19 protein-coding genes are annotated in these 15,465 nt (G+C 69.4%); 11 read left to right on the top strand and 8 right to left on the bottom strand.

Going from position 1 to position 15,465, the window contains the following annotated elements; all coding sequences use genetic code 11:
• Positions 1–771, bottom strand: coding sequence for an enoyl-CoA hydratase (locus tag ASD21_RS11330; RefSeq protein WP_056440677.1), 771 nt, complete (start codon positions 769–771; stop codon positions 1–3).
• A complete protein-coding gene (locus ASD21_RS11325) occupies positions 768–1,211 on the bottom strand; it encodes a MarR family winged helix-turn-helix transcriptional regulator (protein ID WP_056440675.1) in 444 nt (147 codons plus the stop codon). The genes ASD21_RS11330 and ASD21_RS11325 overlap by 4 nt, the downstream gene beginning before the upstream one ends.
• A 136-nt stretch (positions 1,212–1,347) precedes the next feature.
• On the opposite strand from ASD21_RS11325, the gene ASD21_RS11320 reads away from it, so the two are divergent.
• Positions 1,348–1,692, top strand: coding sequence for an ArsR/SmtB family transcription factor (locus ASD21_RS11320; protein WP_235524874.1), 345 nt, complete (start codon positions 1,348–1,350; stop codon positions 1,690–1,692).
• Positions 1,689–2,222 (top strand): SRPBCC family protein, encoded by a 534-nt coding sequence (locus tag ASD21_RS11315; RefSeq protein WP_056440671.1) that lies wholly within the window; start codon positions 1,689–1,691, stop codon positions 2,220–2,222. Before ASD21_RS11320 ends, ASD21_RS11315 begins: the two co-directional genes overlap by 4 nt.
• Before the next feature lie 46 nt (positions 2,223–2,268).
• Here ASD21_RS11315 and ASD21_RS11310 read toward each other — a convergent pair whose 3' ends face one another.
• The gene (locus ASD21_RS11310; protein ID WP_056440669.1) at positions 2,269–3,354 is read right to left on the bottom strand and encodes an MBL fold metallo-hydrolase; all 1,086 of its coding nucleotides are present in this window, start codon (positions 3,352–3,354) and stop codon (positions 2,269–2,271) included.
• A gap of 117 nt (positions 3,355–3,471) precedes the next feature.
• Here ASD21_RS11310 and ASD21_RS11305 point away from each other — a divergent pair, with 117 nt between their 5' ends.
• Positions 3,472–4,812, top strand: a complete 1,341-nt coding sequence (locus tag ASD21_RS11305; RefSeq protein ID WP_056440667.1) for a hypothetical protein — start codon at positions 3,472–3,474, stop codon at positions 4,810–4,812.
• Positions 4,813–4,889: 77 nt separating this feature from the next.
• Here ASD21_RS11305 and ASD21_RS11300 read toward each other — a convergent pair whose 3' ends face one another.
• The 4 genes from ASD21_RS11300 to ASD21_RS11285 all read right to left on the bottom strand — a co-directional run bounded on the left by ASD21_RS11300 (position 4,890) and on the right by ASD21_RS11285 (position 7,362).
• The gene (locus tag ASD21_RS11300; RefSeq protein ID WP_056440666.1) at positions 4,890–5,432 is read right to left on the bottom strand and encodes a hypothetical protein; all 543 of its coding nucleotides are present in this window, start codon (positions 5,430–5,432) and stop codon (positions 4,890–4,892) included.
• A 67-nt stretch (positions 5,433–5,499) separates the two neighbouring features.
• Positions 5,500–6,282, bottom strand: coding sequence for a pyrroline-5-carboxylate reductase (gene proC / locus ASD21_RS11295; protein WP_056440664.1), 783 nt, complete (start codon positions 6,280–6,282; stop codon positions 5,500–5,502).
• 180 nt (positions 6,283–6,462) lie between these two features.
• Entirely contained in the window at positions 6,463–6,969 is a 507-nt protein-coding gene (locus ASD21_RS11290; protein WP_056440661.1) for a YbjN domain-containing protein, read from the bottom strand.
• Positions 6,970–7,095: 126 nt separating this feature from the next.
• The gene (locus ASD21_RS11285) at positions 7,096–7,362 is read right to left on the bottom strand and encodes an accessory factor UbiK family protein (protein WP_056440659.1); all 267 of its coding nucleotides are present in this window, start codon (positions 7,360–7,362) and stop codon (positions 7,096–7,098) included.
• 128 nt (positions 7,363–7,490) lie between these two features.
• Between ASD21_RS11285 and lgt the strand changes: the two genes are divergently transcribed.
• From lgt to ASD21_RS11245, 8 genes are all read left to right on the top strand, one after another.
• Positions 7,491–8,399, top strand: a complete 909-nt coding sequence (gene lgt / locus ASD21_RS11280; protein ID WP_056440657.1) for a prolipoprotein diacylglyceryl transferase — start codon at positions 7,491–7,493, stop codon at positions 8,397–8,399.
• Positions 8,386–9,549, top strand: coding sequence for a class I SAM-dependent methyltransferase (locus tag ASD21_RS11275; RefSeq protein WP_056440655.1), 1,164 nt, complete (start codon positions 8,386–8,388; stop codon positions 9,547–9,549). The genes lgt and ASD21_RS11275 overlap by 14 nt, the downstream gene beginning before the upstream one ends.
• A gap of 2 nt (positions 9,550–9,551) precedes the next feature.
• Positions 9,552–10,331: a peptidoglycan editing factor PgeF gene (gene pgeF, locus ASD21_RS11270; protein ID WP_056440653.1), complete on the top strand. Its 780-nt coding sequence runs from the start codon at positions 9,552–9,554 to the stop codon at positions 10,329–10,331.
• Positions 10,332–10,432: 101 nt separating this feature from the next.
• Complete coding sequence (locus tag ASD21_RS11265) at positions 10,433–11,371, top strand: ribose-phosphate pyrophosphokinase (protein WP_056440652.1); 939 nt, start codon at positions 10,433–10,435, stop codon at positions 11,369–11,371.
• A 169-nt stretch (positions 11,372–11,540) separates the two neighbouring features.
• Positions 11,541–12,623: a hypothetical protein gene (locus ASD21_RS11260; protein ID WP_056440650.1), complete on the top strand. Its 1,083-nt coding sequence runs from the start codon at positions 11,541–11,543 to the stop codon at positions 12,621–12,623.
• Positions 12,624–12,769: 146 nt separating this feature from the next.
• Positions 12,770–13,372 carry a 50S ribosomal protein L25/general stress protein Ctc gene (locus ASD21_RS11255; RefSeq protein WP_056440648.1) on the top strand — a complete coding sequence of 201 codons (603 nt, stop codon included), beginning with the start codon at positions 12,770–12,772 and terminating at the stop codon, positions 13,370–13,372.
• Positions 13,373–13,483: 111 nt separating this feature from the next.
• A complete protein-coding gene (pth, locus tag ASD21_RS11250) occupies positions 13,484–14,104 on the top strand; it encodes an aminoacyl-tRNA hydrolase (protein WP_056440646.1) in 621 nt (206 codons plus the stop codon).
• A gap of 65 nt (positions 14,105–14,169) precedes the next feature.
• Positions 14,170–14,904 (top strand): tetratricopeptide repeat protein, encoded by a 735-nt coding sequence (locus ASD21_RS11245; protein ID WP_056440644.1) that lies wholly within the window; start codon positions 14,170–14,172, stop codon positions 14,902–14,904.
• Between the two features lie 160 nt (positions 14,905–15,064).
• Here ASD21_RS11245 and ASD21_RS11240 read toward each other — a convergent pair whose 3' ends face one another.
• On the bottom strand, positions 15,065–15,424 hold the full coding sequence (locus ASD21_RS11240) for a phage holin family protein (protein ID WP_056440642.1): 360 nt from the start codon (positions 15,422–15,424) through the stop codon (positions 15,065–15,067).
• Between the last annotated feature and the right edge of the window lie 41 nt (positions 15,425–15,465).

Here is a 15,465-nt window from a genome sequence, read left to right as displayed (position 1 = left end):
TCAGCCGACCTTGCTGAAGTCCGGCGCGCGGCGCTCGGCGAAGGCCATGAAGGCCTCGCGGGCCTCGGCGGTCTGCAGACGGGCGGCGAACAGCTCGCCTTCCTTGTCCATCAGGGCCGAGATCGTCTCGGCGTCGCGCATCAGGCTCTTGGTGACGGTCAGGGCGCCCAGCGGACGCTTGGCCAGCTGGTCGGCGGCGGCCCGGGCCCTGGCGCGCAGGTCGGCCAGCGGCACGCAGGCGTTCGCGAGGCCCCAGGCGGCGGCCGTCTCGCCGCTCACCGCCTCGCCCAGAGCGAACATGGCGTAGGCGCGGGCGTGACCGATGCGGGCCGGCAGCAGCAGGCTGGAGGCGGCTTCCGGCACCAGGGCCAGGTTGACGAACGGCACGGTCAGCCTGGCGTCGGGGCTGGTGAACACCAGGTCGCAATGCAGCAGCATGGTCGTGCCCACGCCCACGGCCTGGCCCTGGACGGCGGCGACCAGCGGCCGGGTGGCCTTGGCCAGGTTCTTCAGGAACCGCATCACATGGCGCTCGCCGGTGAAGGCGCCGGTGGCCTGGGCGGTGAAGTCCTGCAGGTCGTTGCCGGCGCTGAAGCTGTCGCCGTCGGCCTGGAACACCACCACCCGCACGGACGGATCGGTCTCGGCCCGCTCCAGGCTGTCGGCCAGCACGCCGTACATGGCGTTGGACAGGGCGTTCTTCTTGTCCGGACGGGCCAAGGTGATGGTCATCACGCCGGCGTCCACGGCGACCTGGACGTAGTCGGTCATGAGGGGTCTCCTTTGGGGAACTTCGATTGCAGGCTGGCCAGCCAGCGCGACACCACGGCGATCTCGTCGTCCGTGAAACCGTCGGTGAGGTGGGCGTTCAGGCCCTCGACCCCCGCCTTGGCCTCCTCGCGGGCCGCCTCGCCGTGGGGCGTCAGGTGCAGGCGGAAGGCGCGGCCGTCCTTGGGGTCGGGCCGGCGCTCGACCAGCTCGGCGCGGACCATGCGGTCGACCAGGCCGGTCATGGCCGAAGGGGCCAGGTCCAGCGCCTCGGCGGCCTCGCCGATCAGGGCGCCGTCCTTCTGGCCCAGCACGAACAGGGCCCCGGACTGGGCGGCGGTCAGCCCGCCCTTGGCGGCCATCTTGGCCTCGACGTAGCGCTGCACCCTGCGGTGCGCGACGTTGAGCAGGAACACCAGGCGGCGGTCGGGAGGCGTGGTCATGGGGCGAGGTTATAATTCGCGCACGAAATATCAAACGAATGTTTCGACTTTGATCGGAAATTATTCAACCGATCGGTTGACTCTCTGACGAGCGCCCTACACATTCAACCACATGGTTGAATTACTCACCCCTCAATTGGACAGCGTCTTCCACGCCCTCGGCGACGCCACCCGCCGCCGGATGCTGCGCGAACTGGCGAACGGCGAACGGACCGTGGGCCAGCTGGCCGAGCCGTTCTCGATCTCGCTGGCGGCCGCCTCCAAGCACATCAAGGCCCTGGAAAGCGCCGGCCTGATCCAGCGCGAGATCCGTGGCCGCACCCACCTGTGCCGCCTCGAACCCGGCCCGCTGGCCGGCGCCCACGAGTGGCTGAACTTCTACGAACACTTCTGGACCAGCCGTCTGGACGTGCTCGACCGGCTCCTTCGCGAGGAGGACGCCCGCAAGACCCCGCCCCCCAGACAAGGAAACGATCAATGACGGAACTCGCCACCCTGGACGCCTATGGCGAACTGATCGAGCCCATGACCCTGCGGATCCAGCGCCTGCTGCCCGGGCCGGTCGATCGCGTCTGGGCGTATCTGACCGAGAGCGAACTGCGCCGCCAATGGCTGGCCGCGGGCCAGATGGACGTGAAGGCCGGCGCGCCGTTCACGTTCACCTGGCGCAATGACGAACTCAGCGACCCGCCCGGCCGCCGGCCCGACGGCTTCGCCGCCGAACACAGCATGGAAAGCCGGATCCTCGACCTGGACCCGGGCCGCAAGCTGACCATCGCCTGGAACACCGGCGAGGTCTCGTTCGAGCTGGAGCCCGCCGGCGACAAGGTCTTGCTGACCGTCACCCACAAACGCGCGCCCGACCGCGCCACCCTGCTCAATGTCAGCGCCGGCTGGCACACGCACCTGGACATCCTGGCCGCGCGGATCGGCGGCAAGCCGCAGACGACGTCCTTCTGGGAGGTCTGGAGGGGGCTCAAGGCGGAATACGACAAGCGCCTGCCGGCCTGAGGCCGTCCGCGACGCCGTCGGGACAGGCGCCTGCGCCTGTCCCCGACTAGCCGGCCGCCCGGTACCAGTTCACCCCGTCGCCGTCGGTCTCGCGCGTGGCCAGCCCCCGGCCGATCAGGCAGTTGAGGTGGGCCAGCGCCTCGCCGGTGGCCATGCCCAGCAGGTCCGGACCGATCGGCCGGGCGAACAGGGCGCCGAACACGTCGACCGCGCGCTTGGGTTCCGACAGCTTGCCCTCCAGCCGTCCCAGGCCGCGCTCATGGCCGCCGATCAGGTGATCGATGCGGGCGTGCAGTCCCCGGAACGGGTCGTTGTGGGCCGGCAGGACCAGCACCGTGTCCGGCACGGCCGCCTTCACCTTGGCCAGCGAGGTGATCCAGTCGGTCAGGGGGTCGGCGTCCGGCTCGGTCGGATGCACCGAGACGTTGGACGAGATGCGCGGCAGCACCTGGTCGCCGGAGATCAGGACGTCCAGGTCCGGACACCACAGACAGGCATGATCGGGCGAGTGGCCCTGGCCGGTCACCACCCGCCAGTCCTGGTCGCCGATGCGGAAGGTCTCGCCGTCGCTCAGGCGGCGATAGCTGTCGGGCATCTGGTAGATCGCCTTGCCGAAGCCGCCGAACCGGGCCTTGTAGTTCTCGATCGCGTCGTCATCCCAGCCGGCGGCGTGGAAGAACCGCACCCCGTCCTCGGGCGCCTCGCGGCCGGTGTCGGCCACCAGCATCCGGCATTGGAAGTATTCCAGCCGGGTCATCCACAGCCGGACGTCGAACTTGCGGGCGATCCAGCCGGCCAAGCCCACATGGTCGGGATGAAGGTGGGTGCAGATCACCCGGGTGACCGGCCGCCCGCCCAGGGCTCCGGCGAACGCCGCCCGCCAGGCCTGCGAGGTCTCCTTGGTCTGAAGGCCGGTGTCGACCACCGCCCAGCCCTCGCCGTCGGCGATCGCCCAGACATTGATGAAGCCCAGCGAGCCGCCCAGCGGCTGGCGCAGCCACAGGACGCCCGGCGCGACCTCGATCGCCTGCCCCGACCCCGTCTCCGGCGCCGCTTCGAACGGATAGACCAGCCGCGGCCTGTGCGTTTTCTCGGGCGGTTCGGGCGCGTCTTCCTCGATCCCGTCTCGCATCTGGTCCTCCGCTCCCGGCCGTCGTCATGATTGCGCCCCCGTCGGACGACATCTTGACCCCCGATGCAAGCGGGCCTTAAGTCCGCGCGAGGAATTTACCCCAGGAGACATACCCCCATGAGGCCCATCGCGATCGGCCTGACGGCCGCCCTCGCGCTCGCCGCGCTCATTCCGGCCGCCGTGATCTCGGCGCCGAAGGAGAAGGCCGCCGCCCCCGCTGTCGACGCCAAATCCCGCGAGGCCGGCATGAAGGCCGCGCCGGATCTGATCAAGACCGCCGGCGTTTCGTGCACCGTCACGGACGCCCGCCTGATCGGCAACGACAAGAAGACCGCCACCGACTATTACGAAGTCGCCTGCCAGCAGGGCCTGGGCTTCGCGGTGCTGGCCAAGAAGGACACGGCTCCGCAGACCTACAGCTGCCTGGAGACCGCCGCGGCGGCCGCCGATGGCAAGCCCAGCGCCCTGGCCTGCATCCTGCCGGGCAACGCCAATCCCAAGGCCGGTCTGGCGCCGTACCTGGCCAAGGCTCAGACTCCTTGCGACATCGAAAACGCCCGGGCCATCGGCGCCGGCGCCAAGAACGCCTATTTCGAGGTCGCCTGTAAGGGCGGCGCCGGCTACATCGTCCAGACCTCGGCCCCGATCAATGTGGACCAGGAAGTCACGGTCAACAGCTGCCTGCTGTACGACGAAGGCGGCAATGTCAGCTGCAAGCTGACCGACAAGGCCACCCAACTGGCCGTCGTCGACACGCTGAACGCCGCCGCGGGCAAGAACTGCGCGATCAAGGACAAGCGCTACATCCTCAGCACCAAGACCGACAACTACTTCGAGGTCGCCTGCCAGGACGGCAAGGGCTACGTGCTGCAACAGGCCGCCGCCGGCGGCGCCTTCGTCAAGGCCATCGACTGCGCCCAAGCCGGCTTCGTCGGCGGCGGCTGCACCCTGAGCGACGCCGTGGCCGCCCAGACCGAGCAGGCCGGCCTCTACACCAAGCTGGCCACCAAGGCCGGCTTCGACTGCAAGGTCGAGAAGTACGGCATGCTGCCCAGCCCCGATCCCCGCAAGGAGATCGTCGAACTGAAGTGCTCCAACCGTCCCGACGGCGGCATCGGCATCTTCACCGCCACCAGCAACACGGTCTACGACTGCATCACCTCGGAAATGAACGGCTACCGCTGCAGCTTCACCAAGCCGGACGCCGCCTTCTCGCGCCTGACCAACGACCTGAAGGGCCTGGGCAAGGGCAGCTGCACCGTCTCGGGCGCTCGCATCATCGGCCAGACCGCCACCGACGGCTATGTCGAGGTGGCTTGCTCGGACGGCCTGCCCGGCTGGGTGATGGCCTATCCGCTCGCCACCACCGCCCCGCACGCCAAGGAAGTGCTGTCCTGCCTGCAGGCCAAGGGCGTGGGCGGCGGCTGCAAGCTGCCGACCAACAAGACCAAGAGCTGATCGGGCGCACAGCCTGAAACAGCAAGCCCGCCGGGAGCGATCCCGGCGGGCTTTTTCTTTGTTTCGAATTTAGAGACCTAGAGCCCCGCCCCGACCTTCTCCAGGCTCGAGGCCATCTGCTTCAGGCGCTTGTCCAGCTCCGCCATGGTGCGGTTCAGGGCGCCCTCGTCGTCACGCCAGACCTGCAGGGTGCGGCCCCAGACGGCCGACATCGCGGCCAGCCGAGCCGGCGTGGCGTCGACGCCGGCGGCTTCCAGTATGGCGCGGGCGGTTTTGGGGAAGCGCAGGGCCGAGATCACCAGGCTCTCGGAGCGGCTGATGGCGATCAGGGCGGCGCGGTGCGGCTCCATCGCCTCGATCCGGGCCATGGCGGCGTCGAACAGGCGGTCGTGGGTGGTGGCGTCCTCGGCCGAGACGGTGGCCAGGGCGGCGCGGTCGAAGCGGGCGGCCAGATGGTTCAGCACCGCGCCCTTGCCGTCGGCGCGCGCATAGAGCTCGGCGAACGGGACCTCGGCCTTCAGGGCGATGTCGCGCAGGCTGATCTGAGTCCACGGCCGGTCGGCGGCCAGGGACAGGGCCGCTGCGGCGGCGCGATCGAGGATGTCTTCGGCGGCGGTCATGGCTGCTGAAATGGCGGGTTTGGAAGACGCTTACAAGAACCCTCTCCCGTGGGGAGAGGGCTTCCTCCTAGCTCCCCAGCTCCACCGACCGCTTCACCGCCGCCTCGAGCGCGCGGGGCAACAGCTCACCGAACCCGCCCTCGCCCATCAGGACGCCCAGCGCCGCGGCCGTCGTGCCGCCCGGGGACGTCACCTGCTTGCGCAGTTCGGCCGGCTCCTCGCCGCCCTGGCCCAGCAGGGCCGCCGCCCCGACGATGGTGGCCCGCGCCAGCTTGGCCGAGGCGGCGGGGTCCAGGCCCTGAGCGGCGCCCGCCGCCTCCAGCGCCTCGATGAAGGCGTAGAGATAGGCAGGGGCAGAGCCGGACACCGCGGTCGCGGCGTGCATCAGCTCCTCGTCGTCGAGATCGACCGTGGTGGCCACCGGGTCGAGCAGGGCATGAGCCCGGGCCCGCGCCTCGGCGGTGTCCGCCACGATGCTGGCCGTGCCCAGGCCGATGGCGACGGCGGTGGTCGGCATCACCCGGGCCACGGCGCGGCCGCCGAACGCGGCGGAAATGTCGGCGGCGCGCACCCCGGCGGCGATCGAGACGATCACCGCGTCGGGCGCCAGGTGCGGGACGACGTCGGCCACGGCCTGCCGCCAGATCTGCGGCTTGACGGCCAGCAGCACGGTCTTGGCGGCGGCGAGGGCTTCGAGCGGCGGATTGACGCTCGCGCCGGGAAAGGCGGCGGCGTCGATTTTGGGATCGCGGACGATCAGGTCGGCGGCGGAAAAGGCCCCGGCCTTGGCCCAGCCCTCGATCAGGGCCCCGCCCATGCGTCCGGCGCCGAGGAGAAGGATGGGGGTCATGGCAGGATCTCCGCTCTACCTGATCCTTCTCCCCCTTGCGGGAGAAGGTGTCGCGAAGCGACGGATGAGGGGTCGCGCGGCGGCAGGCCAGCGACGCAGCTCAAGCGTCCGAGAAACCCCTCATCCGACCTTGCTTCGCAAGGCCACCTTCTCCCGCAAGGGGAGAAGGAAAGTCCAGTCCTAAGCCTGGCCCACGGTCTCGAACATGCACGCGGCCATGGCCTCGTCGGGCGTCTTGGCGCCGTGCAGCAGGAAGTCGAAGGCCGGATAGAAGCGGTCGGCGGCCTCCACGGCGGCGTCGATCATCGAGGCGGCCTGGGCCATGGTCGGGCGCTCGCCCGCCGGCAGGGCCAGGGCGTGGCGGAACACCACCTCGCCGTCGTCGGTCCAGACCTCGAAATGGCCGAGCCAGACGCGCTGGTTGATCATCGACAGCAGCTCATAGGCGCTGGCGCGCTTGGTCTTGGCGGCGCGAAGGTCCAGCGACAGGCACAGCTGCAGGCAGTCGGCCTCGGGCCGCCAGGCGAACCACAGCTCGTAGTCCTTCCAGTCGCCGGTCAGGGCGAAGGCCAGGTCGCCGTCCTCGGTGCGGTCGAACGTCAGGTTCTCGGCCGCCAGGACATGCTCGACGACCTCGAGGGGATCCATCGCCAGCAGGACGTCGTCTTCTTCCGGTTGGGTGTCCATAAGAACCTTTGGCCCCCGGGGAGAGACGGGTCGTGGGACCCGACCAAATCACCCACTCGAGGGAGTCTAATCTGCTTCGCGGGCGGCGTCACAACCGCCTTCACGTCGAACGGGAACGAAACTCGCCTATTCGGCCGCGTTATCGCTGCCAGCGGCGGACTTCTTGGCGGGCGCCTTTTTGGCCTTCAGCTCGGCGACTTCCGCGCGCAGGGCGGCGACCTCGGCCTTCAGGGCCTCGAAATCGTCGCGCCGGATCAGGTCGAATTCGGCGGCCAGGCGGTCGGCCTGGGCCCGCATCGCGGTCTTGGCCTCCTCGCCGGCGGTCTGGGCGATGCCCATGGCGGCCTGGGTCAGCTTGGCGAATTCGTCGAGGAAGGGGTTTTGGCTGTGCATCGAGATTCTCAAGGCGCCTCGGGGGCGCGGCGCGGTTCGTCGCGGCCCTTATATGGGAAAGGAAGGATGAAAGCGAAGAGCGAACGCGGTACAGGTGCGACCATCTGTCCGTCCGGAGCGCTCGCGGCGTGATCTTCCCCGACATCGATCCCATCGTTCACATCGGCAACATACCGCTGCAATGGGGCCCGCTGGCCCTGCGCTGGTACGCCCTGGCCTATGTCGCCGGCATCCTGCTGGGCTGGCAGTACGCGATCCGGTTGGTCCGCGACGCCAAGCTGTGGGGCGGCCGCAAGCCGACCGCCACCCCGGCGCAGATCGACGACCTGGTGCTGTGGATCACGCTGGGCATCATCCTGGGCGGGCGGATCGGCTACGTGCTGTTCTACATGCTGATGAACGACGATCAGCGGGCCGGACTGGCGGAAAACCCGCTGAGCGTCTTCAAGGTCTGGGAGGGCGGCATGTCCTTCCACGGCGGCTTCCTGGGGGTGTGCGCCGCGGTCGTGCTGTTCGCCCGCCAGCAGAAGATCGACATGCTGAAGCTGGGCGACCTGATCGCCCCGGTCGCGCCGATCGGCCTGTTCTTCGGCCGCTGCGCCAACTTCATCAACGGCGAGCTGTGGGGCCGGGTCACCGACCATCCGTTCGGCATGATCTTCTGCAACCACACGATCCAGAAGGCCAACAACGGCTTCTGCCCCGCCGGGCCCGAGCCGCGCCATCCCAGCCAGCTGTACGAGGCGGCGCTGGAGGGCGTGGTGCTGTTCCTGATCCTCAACTTCGCCGCCCACAAGCTGAAGTGGCTGCAGCGCCGGGGCGCGCTCGTGGCGACCTTCCTGATCTGCTACGGCCTGTTCCGCTTCTCGCTGGAAGGCGTGCGCAACCCCGACCGCGGCATGCCGGACTTCCCGCTGGGCCTGACCATGGGGATGATCCTGTCGGCGCCGATGCTGCTGGTCGGCCTCTGGCTTCTGTGGCGCGCCCTGCGCGAGCCGGTTCCCGCGCCGCTCACGGAAGATCATGAGCCTGCTTGACCGCCTGCGGGCCCAGATCGCCCAGGACGGCCCGATCAGCGTCGCCGAGTACTTCACCCGCTGCCTGCACGACCCGCGCGACGGCTACTACGCCACCCGGCCCGCGCTCGGGGAGGGCGGCGACTTCCTGACCGCGCCGGGCGTCAGCCAGATGTTCGGCGAGCTGATCGGCCTGTGGCTCCTGGAGACCTGGACCCGCATGGGCCGACCCTCGCCGGTGCGGCTGGTCGAGATGGGGCCGGGCGACGGGACGCTGATCTCCGACATCCTGCGCGCCGCCCGGCTGTTGCCCGAATTCCTCGAGGCCGCCGACCTGTGGCTGGTCGAGGTGTCGCCGCCGCTGCGCGCGGTCCAGGCCGCGACGCTGGCGAACGCGCCCCTGACGCCGCGCTGGGCCGACCGCCTGGAGGCCGTGCCGGCCGGCGCGCCGCTGCTGCTGGTCGCCAACGAGGTGCTCGACTGCCTGCCGGCCCATCAGTTCGTGCGGACGCAGAGCGGCTGGGCCGAACGCGTGGTGGGATTGGATGCGGCTGGGGCGTTGGCGTTCGGGCTGAAACCCCTGGGCCCTCCCCCTGTCGGGGAGGCGGCCCGAAGGGTCGGGGGAGGGAACCTGCCGAGTCGGCAAAATCCCCCCTCCGTCGATCTTCGATCGACACCTCCCCCACGGGGGGAGGACCTGCCCATTGGAACCCTCGTCGAATCCTCTCCCGCCCAGGCCGCCCTCGGCTCGGAGATCGGCCACCGCGTCGCCCGGGACGGCGGCGCGGCGTTGCTGATCGACTATGGCCGCGACGCGCCCGGGGCGGGCGACACCCTGCAGGCCCTGAAGGCCCACACCAAGGTCTCGCCCCTGGCCGAGCCGGGCCAGGCCGACCTCACCGTCTGGGCCGACTTCCCGGCCGTGCTGGCCGCCGCCGCCGAGGCCGGCGCGGCCGTGGGACCCATTCTGACCCAGGGGGCGTTTCTCGCGGGACTGGGGATCGAGGCCCGCGCCCAGGCCCTGGCCGCCGCCCAGCCCCAGGCAAACCAGGCGGACAAGCTGGCAAGACAGCTTGATCGCCTGACCGGAGCGGCGCAGATGGGGCAGTTGTTCAAGGTCGTCTGCCTGTCCGCGCCCGGCCTTTCTCCTCCGCTGTTCGAGGACCCGTGACGATGCACGACCTGCCCACCGTCCAGTCGCCGCTGCTGGCCGCCGTCGCCGGGGTCCGGCACGCGTTCTTCACGCGCCAGGGCGGCGTCTCGACCGGACTCTATTCCAGTCTCAACGTCGGCCGGGGCAGCAAGGACGAGCCGGCCGACGTCGCGGAAAACCGCGCCCGGGCCGCCGCCTGGTTCGGCGCCGCGCCCGAAGACCTCAACACCTGCTTCCAGATCCACTCGACCATCGCCATCGTCGCCGACGGCTCGTGGGGCGAGGTTCGCCCGGAGGGCGACGCCGTGGTTACGAAGACCCCGGGCGTGGTCTGCGGCGCGCTGCACGCCGACTGCGCCCCGGTGCTGATCGCCGACCCGGTCGCCCGGATCGTCGCCGCCGCCCATGCCGGCTGGCGCGGGGCGCTGGACGGCGTGGTCCAGGCCGCCGTCGACCAGATGACGGCCCTGGGCGCCCAGCCTTCTCGCATGGTCGCCGCCGTCGGCCCCTGCATCGGGCCCCGGTCCTACGAGGTGGGGCTGGAGTTCCTGCACCGCTTCGAGGCCGACAGCCCCGGCTCCGGCCGATTCTTTTCGCCGGGTGAAGCCGACGACAAGCGCCTGTTCGACCTGCCGGCCTTCGTCCTGGACCGTCTGGAAACGGCGGGCGTGGGCCAGAGCGAATGGGTCGGCCGCGACACCCGCGCCGAGCCGGACCTGTTCTTTTCGAACCGCAGGGCCTTCCTGGACGGGGAGTCCGACTACGGACGACTTCTCTCGGCGATCGCGCTTGAGGCATGAGCGGGTCGAATAACGAGACTCAGTGGAAACACGGGGTTGTTCCCGCGCCCGGGACTGCTAGAAGCCCCCGCAACGGCGACACCCCTCTCCGAGACCAAACCATGAAGCTGCTGTCAGGCAATTCGAACCGCACCCTGGCCCAGGCCATCGCGGAGTATCTCGACATGCCGCTGACCCGCGCCCAGGTGCGCCGGTTCGCCGACCTCGAGGTGTTCGTCACGATCGACGAGAACGTCCGGGGCGAGGACGTCTTCGTCATCCAGTCGACCAGCTATCCGGCCAACGACAACCTGATGGAGCTGCTGATCTGCATCGACGCGCTGAAGCGCGCGTCGGGCAAGCGGATCACGGCCGTGCTGCCCTACTTCGGTTATGCCCGCCAGGACCGCAAGACTGGCGGCCGCACGCCGATCTCGGCCAAGCTGGTGGCCAATCTGATCACCCGCTCGGGCGCTGACCGGGTGCTGACGATGGATCTGCACGCCGGCCAGATTCAGGGCTTCTTCGACATCCCGACCGACAACCTGCTGCCCTCGCGCCTGCTCGCCGACGACATCCACAAGCGCTACAAGATGGGCGACGACCTGATGGTCGTCTCGCCCGACGTCGGCGGCGTGGTGCGGGCCCGGGCCCTGGCCAAGCGCCTGAACGACGCCGACCTGGCCATCGTCGACAAGCGCCGCTCGGCCCCCGGCGAGAGCGAGGTGATGAACATCATCGGCGACGTGAAGGACCGTCGCTGCATCCTGTTCGACGACATCGTCGACTCCGCCGGCACCCTGTGCAACGCCGCCGCCGCCCTGATGGCCCACGGCGCCAAGTCGGTCTCGGCCTATGTCACCCACGGGGTGCTGTCGGGCGCGGCCGCCGACCGGGTCGCCGCCTCGGTGCTGACCGAGCTGGTGGTCACCGACTCGATCGAGGCCTCCGACACCGTCAAGGCCTGCAAGAAGATCCGCTACGTCTCCTGCGCGCCGCTGATCGGCGAAGCCATCCGCCGAATCGCCAACGAGGAATCGGTCTCCAAGCTGTTCGACTAGGACGCCCCTGGGAAAGCACCCAATAACGCCTCGGAGGGGAACCATCCGGGCTTCGAGCGCCTTTTCGATGGCGCCGCTTGTCAACAGGGGGTTAACGGGCTGACTGTCACAATCTCGCCCGCGCGCCGGTGCTAATGGCTGGCGCTCTATCATTGGGGATGTTTCCGGGATGCTTTCCACCACGCGTACGCGCGCCGCGCTGACGGCCATCGCCGTGGTCGCCGCCACCTTGCTGGCCAGCTGCGAAACGCCGCCGCCCCCGCCGCCCGTGGTCGCCGCTCCGCCCGCCCCGCCGCCGATCACCCTGTCGTCGAGCATCGTCGAGAAGGCCAGCGCCTTCCGCGGTTACATGCAGCGGGCCGGCGCGATCGGCGCCACCTTCGAGAACGGCGAGCAGATCCAGAGCTCGCTGAAGATCGCCGTCGCCTACGAGCCCAAGCGGTTCCTGTCGGGCGCCACGGCCTACGCCGCCGTCCTGGCGCTGCAGGATCCGACCTATGTGGCCTCGGTGCGCGCGTTCGCCGCCGATCCGACCCAGCGCCAGCAGGTCATCAACCAGATCATCTCCGACCCGGCCTACGCCGTCGGCTTCAAGGGCAGCGACACCGCCGCCGGCCTGATCATCGACACGCTCGGCGCCGACGGCCTGAAGGTCTACACCGCCGGCAAGGCCGTGAAGCAGGCGGCCTATGACGTCCAGCGCTCGAAGTGGTCGACGCTGCCGGTGCTCGACCGCGACGGCCGCCTGGCCTATGCCAAGACCATGTCGGCCACGCCCGGCCTGGCCGACAGCGCCGACATCGCCGTCCTGCAGCAGGCCTCGAGCGGCGCCGTTCCGCTGGTCATCACGCCCCGCTCGGCGCCGCCGCCCTACAAGCCGCTGGTCATCCGCGGCCTGGCCGTCGCGGCCCTGGCCGCGCTCGGCTATGCCGGCGACGACAAGCTGACCCTGATCGACGCGGTGATGGCCGAGCCGGCCAGCGCCATGTGCCTGAACATGGCCAAGCTGAACCTGTACCAGTGCCTGGCCGTGGCCAAGCCGCACTACGAGGACGTGTTCTGCCTGGGCCAGCACATCCTGATCGACACCGGCATGTGCGTGATCAAGGCGTCCGGCGCCGAGATGCCCTACGAGCCGCCGCCGCCGCCGCGCGCGATCCCCGTCAAGGAATCGATCTCGGCGGGCGGCGCGGGCCGCAACTCCAAGAAGGCCAAGGCCGCCGCGGCCAAGCCCGCCGCCAAGAAGGGCTGATCGCCCCACCCAGCGGCCCGCCGTTGCATCGGCGGGCCGTTCTGTGTATTTAGCCCCACCCCAAAACCACCGACCGGGCGAGACAATCCAGTCTTGTGCGGCGGTTTCGCATTTCGAGAGCACGGGGCTCTCCAGAGAGACAAGACATGGCCGAGATCATTCTCAACGTCGAAATTCGTGACCGCGCCGGCACCGGCGGTTCGCGCGAAACCCGCCGCCAGGGCAAGATCCCGGGCGTGCTGTACGGCGGCCCCGAGGCCCCGGTGAACATCGCCGTGAAGGGCAACGAATTCCGCAAGGCGCTCTACACCGGCAAGCTGCTCGGCCACCTGGTGACCCTGCAACACGGCGACAAGAAGCAATCGGTCATCGCCAAGGCCGTGCAATTCCACCCCGTCACCGACGAGCCGCTGCACTTCGACCTGTACCGCGTCGACGAGCACCAGCTGATCAAGATCGAAGTGCCGGTGCACTTCAAGAACCACGACATCTCGGTCGGCCTGAAGAAGGGCGGCACGCTGGAAATCATCCGCCACACCGTCGAGCTGGCCTGCCCGGCCGACAAGATCCCCGAAGAGCTGGTCATCGACCTGGCCTCGCACGACATCGGCGACACCATCCGCATCTCGGAAATCAAGCTGCCGGAAGGCGTGCGTCCGGCCATGGACCGCGACTTCGTGATCGCCAACCTGAAGGCCTCGGCCGCTTCGCAATCGAACGAAGGCGACACGGCCACCACCGAAGCCTAAGCGCTTTGGTCGGGTCTCCGATCTGATAAGCGAGAACGGGCGGGCTTCACGGCCCGCCCGTTTTTCGTTGCCCTGTTCTTCGCCATGGGCGTCCACTCTGGGTCTTACGCGATGCTGATCCTCGCCGGCCTCGGCAATCCCGAGCCGAAATACGAGAAGAACCGCCACAATGTCGGGTTCATGGCGGTCGACGCCCTGGCCCGTAAATGGGGCACGGCGCCGTGGCGTTCGCGCTTCCAGGGCCTGGCCTGCGAAGGTCAGGTTTCGACCCCGAACGGCCCGGTCAAGCTGCTGCTGCTCAAGCCCAAGACCTTCTACAACGAGAGCGGCCGCGCCGTGGGCGAGGCGATGAAGTTCTTCAAGCTGGCCCCGACCGACGTGATCGTCTTCCACGACGAGATCGACATGGCCCCCGGCCGCTTCCGGATGAAGGCCGGCGGCGGGGCGGCGGGCAACAACGGCGTGCGCTCGATCACCAGCCAGATCGGCGACACCTTCCGTCGCGGCCGGATCGGCGTGGGCCATCCGGGCCACAAGGACGCGGTCATGCACTACGTGCTGGGCGACTTCCACAAGGTCGAGCACCAGTGGCTGGACCCGATGCTGGACGCCTTGGCGGACGCCCTGCCCTTCGCGGCGGCCGGCGACGACGAACGCTACCAGGCCGAGGTGCTGCGCCTGGCGCCCGCCCCCAAGGCCGATCCCAAAAAAGCCGCGCGCCAAGCCGAGTAGGTCCGGCCGATTGACGGCGCCGGCTCCAGCCCACACATAGCGCTAAGCTTGGAGCGCCTCTTCCGATGATCCTGTTAGGCCTGTCGCTGATCTTCTCGATCGCCTTGTGCGTCCACGTGGTGCGCACGGGCCAGCAGATGTACTGGCTGATGATCATCCTGCTGTTCCAGCCGCTGGGCGGCCTTGTCTATCTGCTCGCCATCGTCGCGCCGGACTTCCTGGGCGGCGCCAAGGCCCAGAAGGCCCGGCACGCCGCACGGCAGGTCCTCGACCCGCAGCGCGAATACCGCGAGGCCGGCCAGGCCGTCGAGGATGCGCCGACCGTGGCCAATCGCAGCCGCCTGGCCGTGGCCGCGGCCGGTCTGGGCCGGCACGCCGAGGCCGAGCGCCTGTACGCCGAGGCCCTGCAGGGCATGTACGCCGACGATCCGCAGCTGCTGCTGGGCCGCGCCAACGCCCTGATCGAGCTGAACCGTTCGGCCGAGGCCCTGCCGCTGCTGGAGGGCCTGAGCGCCCAATCGCCCGCCGCCCGCACGCCGAACGTCGCCCTGGCCATGGGCCGCGCCTATCACGCCCTGGGCCGCCAGGCGGACGCCGACACCGCCCTGCGCTGGGCGGCGGCGCACCTGCCGGGCTTCGAGGGGATGGCGCGCTACGCGGTGTTCCTGGCCCAGACCGGCCGCAAGGACGAGGCTCGCGAGGCGCTGGTCGAGATCGACAAGCGCCTGGCCAAGACCCACTCGCACTTTCGCAAGGAAGCCCGCGGCTGGCGCGACCTGGCGGCGGCGGCGGTGGGGTGACCCCCAACAATCGTCATCCTCGGACTTGTTCCGAGGGTCCCTGCTTCAACCGCGAAGAAGGTCGATCCGGGAAGCGGTGAGATCGCGGTCCAACCCTCGCCGACAGCTCTACTGATAGAGGGGTCCTCGGAACAAGTCCGAGGATGACGGGCGATGGTTGTTAGGCCCGCTCCCGCCCGTCGCCGATCAGCAGGTGGCCCAGCCAGCTGACCACGCCGACCACCAGCGAGCCGAAGACTCCCGCCCACAGGCCGTCGACCACGAAGCCGTCCAGCATCAGGCCGACCAGGCCCAGCATCGCGGCGTTCACGACCAGCAGGAACAGGCCCAGCGTCACCACGGTGATCGGCAGGGTGAGCACGAAGACAACGGGCCGGACGATGGCGTTGACCAGTCCGAGCAGCACCGCGGCGATCAGCAGGCTCGTCCAGCCGCCCGGCACGGCGATGCCCGGCACGATCTCCGACGCCAGCCACAGGCCCAGAGCGGCGATCAGGGCTCGGATGATGAAGCGCGTCACGGGAAAGCCTCCTTGGCGTCAAGCGCGACCATTAGATGGGC

The sequence above is a fragment of the Caulobacter sp. Root1455 genome (assembly GCF_001426905.1).
GTDB lineage: Bacteria > Pseudomonadota > Alphaproteobacteria > Caulobacterales > Caulobacteraceae > Caulobacter.
This window is presented reverse-complemented; position numbering and strand designations above follow the sequence as displayed.

What these genes read in the sequence shown, in the direction of transcription:
- ASD21_RS11330 (WP_056440677.1), bottom strand. Translation starts at nt 771, where the DNA reads ATGACCGACTACGTCCAGGTCGCCGTGGACGCCGGCGTGATGACCATC.
- ASD21_RS11325 (WP_056440675.1), bottom strand. Translation starts at nt 1,211, where the DNA reads ATGACCACGCCTCCCGACCGCCGCCTGGTGTTCCTGCTCAACGTCGCG.
- ASD21_RS11315 (WP_056440671.1), top strand. Translation starts at nt 1,689, where the DNA reads ATGACGGAACTCGCCACCCTGGACGCCTATGGCGAACTGATCGAGCCC.
- ASD21_RS11310 (WP_056440669.1), bottom strand. Translation starts at nt 3,354, where the DNA reads ATGCGAGACGGGATCGAGGAAGACGCGCCCGAACCGCCCGAGAAAACG.
- ASD21_RS11305 (WP_056440667.1), top strand. Translation starts at nt 3,472, where the DNA reads ATGAGGCCCATCGCGATCGGCCTGACGGCCGCCCTCGCGCTCGCCGCG.
- ASD21_RS11300 (WP_056440666.1), bottom strand. Translation starts at nt 5,432, where the DNA reads ATGACCGCCGCCGAAGACATCCTCGATCGCGCCGCCGCAGCGGCCCTG.
- proC (WP_056440664.1), bottom strand. Translation starts at nt 6,282, where the DNA reads ATGACCCCCATCCTTCTCCTCGGCGCCGGACGCATGGGCGGGGCCCTG.
- ASD21_RS11290 (WP_056440661.1), bottom strand. Translation starts at nt 6,969, where the DNA reads ATGGACACCCAACCGGAAGAAGACGACGTCCTGCTGGCGATGGATCCC.
- ASD21_RS11285 (WP_056440659.1), bottom strand. Translation starts at nt 7,362, where the DNA reads ATGCACAGCCAAAACCCCTTCCTCGACGAATTCGCCAAGCTGACCCAG.
- ASD21_RS11275 (WP_056440655.1), top strand. Translation starts at nt 8,386, where the DNA reads ATGAGCCTGCTTGACCGCCTGCGGGCCCAGATCGCCCAGGACGGCCCG.
- pgeF (WP_056440653.1), top strand. Translation starts at nt 9,552, where the DNA reads ATGCACGACCTGCCCACCGTCCAGTCGCCGCTGCTGGCCGCCGTCGCC.
- ASD21_RS11265 (WP_056440652.1), top strand. Translation starts at nt 10,433, where the DNA reads ATGAAGCTGCTGTCAGGCAATTCGAACCGCACCCTGGCCCAGGCCATC.
- ASD21_RS11260 (WP_056440650.1), top strand. Translation starts at nt 11,541, where the DNA reads ATGCTTTCCACCACGCGTACGCGCGCCGCGCTGACGGCCATCGCCGTG.
- ASD21_RS11255 (WP_056440648.1), top strand. Translation starts at nt 12,770, where the DNA reads ATGGCCGAGATCATTCTCAACGTCGAAATTCGTGACCGCGCCGGCACC.
- pth (WP_056440646.1), top strand. Translation starts at nt 13,484, where the DNA reads ATGCTGATCCTCGCCGGCCTCGGCAATCCCGAGCCGAAATACGAGAAG.
- ASD21_RS11245 (WP_056440644.1), top strand. Translation starts at nt 14,170, where the DNA reads ATGATCCTGTTAGGCCTGTCGCTGATCTTCTCGATCGCCTTGTGCGTC.